Origin of the sequence: Arthrobacter mobilis (genome assembly GCF_012395835.1) — a bacterium.
Classification (GTDB): Bacteria; Actinomycetota; Actinomycetes; order Actinomycetales; family Micrococcaceae; genus Crystallibacter; species Crystallibacter mobilis.
Genome location: NZ_JAAZSQ010000002.1, coordinates 233,715 through 240,956, shown reverse-complemented (window position 1 = coordinate 240,956; position 7,242 = coordinate 233,715). Strand labels below are relative to the sequence as shown.

Annotated in this window: 8 protein-coding genes; 5 read left to right on the top strand and 3 right to left on the bottom strand. The window is 67.4% G+C overall.

What is annotated here, in order from left to right; genetic code table 11:
- From HGG74_RS21350 to glmS, 3 genes are all read right to left on the bottom strand, one after another.
- A partial coding sequence (locus tag HGG74_RS21350) for an alpha-amylase family glycosyl hydrolase (protein WP_246262608.1) occupies nt 1-814 on the bottom strand: 814 nt, incomplete at its 3' end.
- Between the two features lie 54 nt (nt 815-868).
- Nucleotides 869-1,219: a holo-ACP synthase gene (locus HGG74_RS03645; RefSeq protein ID WP_168484979.1), complete on the bottom strand. Its 351-nt coding sequence runs from the start codon at nt 1,217-1,219 to the stop codon at nt 869-871.
- 45 nt (nt 1,220-1,264) lie between these two features.
- Nucleotides 1,265-3,157 carry a glutamine--fructose-6-phosphate transaminase (isomerizing) gene (gene glmS, locus HGG74_RS03640; RefSeq protein ID WP_168484978.1) on the bottom strand — a complete coding sequence of 631 codons (1,893 nt, stop codon included), beginning with the start codon at nt 3,155-3,157 and terminating at the stop codon, nt 1,265-1,267.
- 131 nt (nt 3,158-3,288) lie between these two features.
- On the opposite strand from glmS, the gene coaA reads away from it, so the two are divergent.
- The 5 genes from coaA to HGG74_RS03615 all read left to right on the top strand — a co-directional run bounded on the left by coaA (nt 3,289) and on the right by HGG74_RS03615 (nt 7,204).
- Complete coding sequence (gene coaA, locus HGG74_RS03635; RefSeq protein ID WP_168485187.1) at nt 3,289-4,251, top strand: type I pantothenate kinase; 963 nt, start codon at nt 3,289-3,291, stop codon at nt 4,249-4,251.
- Nucleotides 4,252-4,261: 10 nt separating this feature from the next.
- Nucleotides 4,262-5,086, top strand: coding sequence for a M15 family metallopeptidase (locus HGG74_RS03630; RefSeq protein WP_168484977.1), 825 nt, complete (start codon nt 4,262-4,264; stop codon nt 5,084-5,086).
- Between the two features lie 32 nt (nt 5,087-5,118).
- The gene (gene mscL / locus HGG74_RS03625; protein WP_168484976.1) at nt 5,119-5,535 is read left to right on the top strand and encodes a large conductance mechanosensitive channel protein MscL; all 417 of its coding nucleotides are present in this window, start codon (nt 5,119-5,121) and stop codon (nt 5,533-5,535) included.
- Between the two features lie 400 nt (nt 5,536-5,935).
- Nucleotides 5,936-6,148 (top strand): nuclear transport factor 2 family protein, encoded by a 213-nt coding sequence (locus HGG74_RS21345; protein ID WP_246262607.1) that lies wholly within the window; start codon nt 5,936-5,938, stop codon nt 6,146-6,148.
- Between the two features lie 84 nt (nt 6,149-6,232).
- The gene (locus HGG74_RS03615) at nt 6,233-7,204 is read left to right on the top strand and encodes an SMP-30/gluconolactonase/LRE family protein (RefSeq protein ID WP_168484975.1); all 972 of its coding nucleotides are present in this window, start codon (nt 6,233-6,235) and stop codon (nt 7,202-7,204) included.
- The last annotated feature ends 38 nt before the right edge of the window (nt 7,205-7,242 follow it).

The following is a 7,242-nucleotide window of genomic DNA, read 5'->3' as shown; positions in this document are numbered from 1 at the left end:
TGTGGTTGTAGACCACGTCCAGGATGACCTCGATGCCGGCCAGGTGCAGGGTGCGGACCATGGCCTTGAACTCCTGCACCTGCTGGCCGGTGTCCCCGGTCGAGCTGTAGGTGTTCTGCGGGGCGAAGAAGCCGATGGTGTTGTAGCCCCAGTAGTTGGACAGGCCCTTGTCCTGCAGGGTGCTGTCGTTGACGAACTGGTGCACCGGCATGAGTTCGATGGCGGTGACCCCGAGTTTCTGCAGGTGCGCCACAACGGCCGGATGGGCGACACCGGCGTAGGTGCCGCGCTGTTCCTCGGGCACGTCCGGATGCAGTTCGGTCAGGCCCTTGACGTGGGCCTCGTAGATGACCGAACGGTGGTAGGGCGTGCCCGGCTTGCGGTCCCCGGCCCAGTCGAAGAACGGGTTCACCACGACGCCGAGCATCATGTGCGCGGCGGAATCCTCGTCGTTGCGCGAGTCCTCATCCCCGAAGTTGTACCCGAACAGGGACTGGTCCCAGTCGATCTCCCCGTGCACGGCCTTGGCGTACGGGTCCAGCAGCAGCTTGTTCGGGTTGCAGCGCAGCCCCTGGGCAGGATCGTAGGGGCCGTGCACACGGTAGCCGTACTTCTGTCCGGGGATGATCTGCGGCAGATAGCAATGCCAGACGTAACCGTCGACCTCGCGCATCCGCACCTTGGTTTCGTTGCCGTCCTCGTCGAACAAACACAGCTCAACGCCTTCGGCCACGTTGCTGTAAAGGGCAAAATTAGTGCCGTTGCCGTCATAGGTGGCACCCAAAGGATAGGGTTGTCCGGGCCAAACTTCCATGCTGTGCTCCCAGTAGTCGCCGGAAAAGGTCTGTACCCTTACTACCCTACTGAGCTACTTCTCGGCCACCACCATGGCCGTGGCCAGGTCGCCGTCGTGGCTCATGGACAGGTGCCAGATCGCCACTCCCCTGGCCCGCGCCGCCGCCGCCACCGTGCCGGTGAGCTCGGGGTACGGATCCCCCGCGCCGTCCACACTGATGGTGCAGTCCTGCCAGTTCATCCCTGCCGGCGCCCCCAAGGCCTTGGCAATAGCCTCCTTGGCGGCAAAGCGCGCCGCCAGGGAGCGGGTGTTCAGCAACCGCTCGGCCGGGGTGAACAGCCGCTCGCGCAGCCCGGGGGTGCGCTCCAGCTGGCGCCGGAAACGCGGCACATCCACCACATCCACGCCAATGCCTACGATCACGGCAGATCCTTCCCCAGCCTCCCCGGCGGCAGGTCCGGTGCGGACTTATTCGACCGTCACGGACTTGGCCAGATTGCGCGGCTGGTCCACGTCGTAGCCCTTGGCCGTGGCCAGTTCGCAGGCGAAGATCTGCAGCGGCACCGTGGCCAGCAGCGGCGCCAGCAGCACGGGAGTCTCCGGAATGTAGAACACGTGCTCGGCGTACGCCTGCACCGCGGTGTCGCCTTCCTCGGCGATGACCACCGTCTTGGCGCCGCGGGCGCGGATCTCCTGGATATTGGAGACCACCTTCGCGTGCAGGGAATTGCGGCCGCGCGGGGACGGGACGATGACGAAGACCGGCTGGCCTTCCTCGATCAGCGCGATCGGGCCGTGCTTGAGCTCGCCGGCGGCGAAGCCCTCGGCGTGGATGTACGCCAGTTCCTTGAGCTTGAGCGCGCCTTCCATGGCCACAGGGAAGCCGACGTGGCGGCCCAGGAACAGCACCGAGCGGGCATCGGACATGGACCGGGCCAGCTTCTTGATCCGGTCGGCGTCATCGAGGATGGCCTGGATCTTCGCCGGCACCTTGCCCAGATCGGCCAGGATGTCCCGGATCTGCCCGCTGAACAGGTTCCCGCGCAGCTGCGCCAGGTACAGGCCCAGCAGGTACGCGGCAGTGATCTGCGCCAGGAAGGCCTTGGTGGAGGCCACGGCGATTTCCGGCCCGGCGTGCGTGTACAGCACCGCATCCGCTTCGCGCGGAATGGTGGAACCGTTGGTGTTGCAGATGGCCAGCACCTTGGCACCCTGCTCCTGGGCGTAGCGCACGGCCATCAGGGTGTCCATGGTCTCGCCGGACTGGGAAATGGCCACGATCAGCGTGTTGGCGTCCACGATCGGGTCCCGGTAACGGAACTCGTGGGACAGCTCCACCTCCACCGGAATCCGGCACCAGTGCTCGATGGCGTACTTGGCCACCTGGCCGGCATAGGCGGAGGTGCCGCAGGCCAGCACGATGATCTTGTCCACCGCCTTCAGCAGGGACGGGTCGATGCGCAGCTCGTCCAGTTCCAGCTTTCCGTCCAGGCCCGCACGGCCCAGCAGGGTCTGGGCCACGGCCTCGGGCTGGTCGTTGATCTCCTTCTCCATAAAGGAGGCAAAGCCGCCCTTTTCGGCCGCCGCGGCATCCCAGTCCACCTTGAACTCCCGGCCCTGGGCCGGCCGGCCGTGGAAGTCGGTGATTTCGAAGCTCTCGGCCGTGATGGTGACGATCTGGTCCTGGCCCAGCTCCACCGCCCGCCGGGTGAAGTCGATGAAGCCGGAGACGTCCGAACCGAGGAAGTTCTCCCCCTCGCCCAGGCCCACGACCAGCGGTGAGTTGCGGCGGGCGGCGACGACGACGTCGGGCTGTTCCTGGTGGATGGCCAGCAGGGTGAAGGCGCCCTCCAGCCGCTGGCAGGCCAGCTGCATCGCCTTGGCAAGATCACCCTCTGCGGCGCCGCGGAACAGGTCGCCGATCAGTGCGGCGGCCACCTCGGTGTCGGTCTCCGAGGCGAATTCAAAGCCCTTGGCCGCCAGCTCGTGCTTGAGCTCGGCGAAGTTCTCGATGATCCCGTTGTGGATGACCGCGAGCCGGCCGCCGTCGGCCAGGTGCGGGTGTGCGTTCCGGTCCGTGGGTCCCCCGTGGGTGGCCCAGCGGGTGTGGCCGATGCCGGTCAGGGACTCCGGCAGCGGGCGGGCCTGCAGCTCGCTGATCAGGTTGGTCAGCTTGCCCGACTTCTTCCGGCTTTCAATGCCGTTCGCGGTGATGACGGCGACGCCGGCAGAGTCGTAGCCCCGGTATTCAAGGCGGCGCAGCCCCTCCAGGACCACGTCCAGGGCGCTGTGGCCGTTGTAACGAGCCTCTTGGCCGGCCGATCCACCGCGGCGGCCCACATAACCTACGATTCCACACATGCGTTCAAGGGTACCTGCCCCGGCCCGGCGCGGCGTGCACCTGGCCAGGTCCCTGCCGTGCAGGACCAAACGCCGCCATTTTGGGGAAAGTTCATCCGAACAGGCACAATTCTTAAGTGAGTGAACCGACACTGAAGACGTCGGCGTCCACCGGTGAGAGTAACTTCACACCCTTCGTGGAGCTGGACCGCCAGACCTGGTCCCGCCTTTCCAATGAGCTGGAACAGCCGCTGAACGAGGAGGACATCGAGCGGCTGCGAGGCTTGGGCGAGCAGCTGGATATGAATGAAGTCCGGGAGGTGTACCTGCCGCTCTCCCGCCTGCTCAACCTCTATGTGGCCGGCGCCGGCGAACTGCACCGGGCCACCACCACCTTCCTCGGCGAGCGCTTCCGCCGCACCCCCTTCGTGATCGGCGTCGCCGGTTCCGTGGCCGTGGGCAAGTCCACCACCGCCCGCGTGCTGCGGGAAATGCTGAGGCGCTGGCCGGGCACCCCGAACGTGGAGCTGGTCACGACGGACGGTTTCCTCTACCCCAATGCCGAACTGATCCGGCGCGGGCTGATGGAACGCAAGGGCTTCCCGGAGTCCTACAACCGCCGGGCCCTGCTGCGTTTCGTCAGCGAGGTGAAGTCCGGGGCGGAGGAAGTCCGTGCCCCGATGTACTCGCACCTGACCTACGACATCCTCCCCGACCGCGAGGTAGTGGTCCGCCGCCCGGACGTACTGATTGTCGAGGGCCTGAACGTGCTGCAGGCGGCCCGGCCCCAGCTGGACGGGCGGTCCTCGCTGGCGGTCAGCGATTTCTTCGATTTCTCCGTCTACGTGGATGCCCGCACCTCCTACATCGAAGAGTGGTATGTCAGGCGCTTCCTGAAGCTGCGCTCGTCCGCGTTCGCCAAGCCGGAGTCCTATTTCCACCGCTATGCCTACCTGACCGACCAGGAGGCGCGGGCCACGGCACTGGATATCTGGAAGCGGATCAACGAACCGAACCTGCGCCAGAACGTGCTTCCCACCCGCGGCCGGGCCCAGCTGGTGCTGACCAAGGACGCCGACCATTCGGTCCGCAGGATGCTGCTGCGGAAGACCTGAGATGAGATCCATGCGCACAGCCTTCGCCGCCGCCGGCCTGGTGCTGCTGCTGGCTGCCTGCAGCCCAGGCGCGTCCGGTCCGGCGGCCTCCAGCGGCCCGGTACCTTCCGCCACGACGACGCCGGCGGCCGGCACCCGGGGTGCCTCCCCCGCGCCGGCGGAACCGGAGAAGGACACGCCGGCGCCCCCGCCTGAGCCGGCACCGCCGGCTACGGAACCTGTCCCCGCCCCCGCGGAGGGACACGACAACCCGGCACGCCTCGACGTCGTCGTCAACAAGACCCGGCCGCTGAAGCCGCTCGACTACGCCCCTGCCGATCTGCGCCTGCCCGCCGTTCCGCTGGGCCCGGGCGGGGACGCGGCCGTGGTCCGCGACGCCACAGCCGGCGCCGTCGAACGGATGTTCGCCGCAGCCGCGGCGGACGGGGTGCCGATGACCCTGCTCAGCGGCTTCCGTTCCTACCAGACACAGGTGTCCACCTACCAGCACTGGGTCAATGTGAATGGCCAGGCCGGAGCGGACCGGGTTTCGGCACGGCCTGGCTACTCCGAGCACCAGACCGGCCTCGCGGTGGATGTCGGCGATCCGGACGGAAGCTGCAATCTCAGCGCCTGCTTCGGCGACACGGCCGCCGGTCAGTGGGTGGCCCGGAACGCCCACCGCTTCGGGTTCATCGTGCGCTACCAGCCCGGGCAGGAGTCCGTCACCGGTTATGCTGCCGAACCCTGGCATCTGCGCTATGTGGGCAAGGACGTGGCCGCGGACATGGCCGACCGGGGCGTCGAGGCGCTGGAGACGTACTTCGGGCTCCCACCGGCGCCCGACTACCGGTAAGGTCCGCGCCGCGGGCGTCTAGGCTGGTGGTCATGCTGCAGGGTTTCAAAGAATTCATCATGAAGGGCAATGTCATCGACCTCGCGGTCGCGGTGGTTATCGGTGCCGCCTTTGGGAACGTGGTCAACGCGCTGGTCAAGAACGTGCTCATGCCGTTCATCGCCGGCCTGGTTGGTTCGCCGAATTTCGACGAATTCGCCCGCTGGAACTTCAACGGCAACTTCGTCGAGTTCGGTGTGCTGCTCACCGCCATCGTCAACTTCCTGCTGGTAGCTGCGGCCATTTACTTCGCCATCGTGCTGCCGATGAACAAGCTGATCGCCCTGCGCGACCGGAAGTTCGGCATTGCGGCCAAGGACGAGGAGACCCCGGTGGATCCGCAGATCGCGCTGCTGACCGAGATCCGCGATGCCCTCCAGGCCCGCGGCCAGGACCTGCCGCCCCGCTGAGATTGGGGCGCTCCCGCAGTGTCGCTGACGCGCCACGGCGGGGCCCTCGCACCCCACTCTCCGGGGTGCCCGCGGCGTCCTTGCGGCGCCGCCGGGGGGCGCGCCGATACTGGATCAGGGGGTCCAAGCGAAGGGGACACCGTGGGAGAAGTGGATACGTTCCTGGCAGCGGTGATGCCGCGCCTGACAGAGACCGAGAGGGCCCTCCACAACGGCAACGCCGGCCCGCGGATTGCCCTGTGGTCGCGCACCGATCCGGTGACGCTGTTCGGTGCCGCGGTGAAGAGCGGGCAGAGCGAGATGGCCCCGATATTCGGGTGGCTCGCATCGCGTTTTTCGAACTGCGAGGTGTTCGAGTACGAGGTGATAGCGGCCGGCGCGAGCGGCGACCTGGCCTACATTGTCCATTGTCGGCATCGAGCACACCACTGCCTCGCTGGACGGCGGAGCCCCGATGTCCTACGCGCTGCGGGTCACCACCGTCTTCCGGCGCGAGGACGGCGAATGGAGAATCATCCACCGCCACGGTGACCCGGCGCCGGAGAGCGACAGCGCGTCCGTGCTGCGCAACCGCCTGCTGGAGGAGCACGGCACGGCCGGCAATGCCGGTTAGCCGTCTGACAGGCGTACGCTGGAAATAACCACAGGGAGCCTGCTCCGGTGGCTCCCGCTCATCCAACGCGGACGGGAGAATCCCATGCCCCAGACAGCTTCCCGGCCCCGGCGCGCTCTGCCTGCGGTCTTCCTGACGGCGCTAACGGCGGTTGGACTGCTGGCCGCATGCGCCGAGCCGGCGGCCGGCCCGTCGCCGGCCGGCTCCCCGCTGACGACCCCAGCCGCCACCATCACGCTCCCTGGCGCGACCTCGGCGGAAGGCATCACCGCCGGCGAAGGCGGTACCTTCTATGCCGGCGACCTGTTGGCTGGGGACATTTTCCAAGGCAGCCTGGACGAGCGGACGGCCGAGCGGTTCATCGACGCGCCGCAGGGCCGCATGGCCGCAGGCATGGCGGCGGATGTGTCCCGCGATCTGCTGTTCGTCGCAGGCGGAAGCACCGGCCAAGGCTTCGTCTACGGTCTCGCGGACGGCGCCGACGTACGGACCTATGAGTTCGCGGATCCGGAGACAAGCTTCATCAACGACGTTGCGGTGACTGCCGACAGCGCGTGGTTCACCAATTCGCGCCGCGGGGTACTGTACACCGTGCCGCTGGAGGAAGAGCAGGAACCCGGCAAGGCCAGGACCGTGGAGCTGACCGGGCCTGCGGCAGAGACCCCCGGCGACTTCAACCTGAACGGGATCGTGGCCACCGACGACGGCCGGCTGATCGTGGCTCACAGCGCGAACGAGGCGGTGTACACCGTGGACCCGGAAACCGGTGCCAGCAAGGCCATCGAAGGGCTCAAGCTGCCGCACGTGGACGGCCTGGTCCTGGAGGGGAGGGTCCTCTGGGCGGTGCAGAACCTGCTGAACCAGATTAGCCGGATCACCTTGGACGAGGACATCACCTCGGGCACGCTCGACTCGGTGATCACCAGCGACCTGTTCCAGACGCCGACCACGGCGGCGCTGGTCGGCAACAAGCTGCTGGTGGTGAACGCGAAGTTCGACACCGGCTTCCCGCCGACCGCCGAAACCTATGAAGTAGTGGTCGTCAACGCCCGGTGACCTCCGTGCGCCGTCGGGTTGTCCGCCGGCGCGGCGCG

What these genes read in the sequence shown, in the direction of transcription:
- glmS (WP_168484978.1), bottom strand. Translation starts at nt 3,157, where the DNA reads ATGTGTGGAATCGTAGGTTATGTGGGCCGCCGCGGTGGATCGGCCGGC.
- HGG74_RS03630 (WP_168484977.1), top strand. Translation starts at nt 4,262, where the DNA reads ATGCGCACAGCCTTCGCCGCCGCCGGCCTGGTGCTGCTGCTGGCTGCC.
- mscL (WP_168484976.1), top strand. Translation starts at nt 5,119, where the DNA reads ATGCTGCAGGGTTTCAAAGAATTCATCATGAAGGGCAATGTCATCGAC.
- HGG74_RS03615 (WP_168484975.1), top strand. Translation starts at nt 6,233, where the DNA reads ATGCCCCAGACAGCTTCCCGGCCCCGGCGCGCTCTGCCTGCGGTCTTC.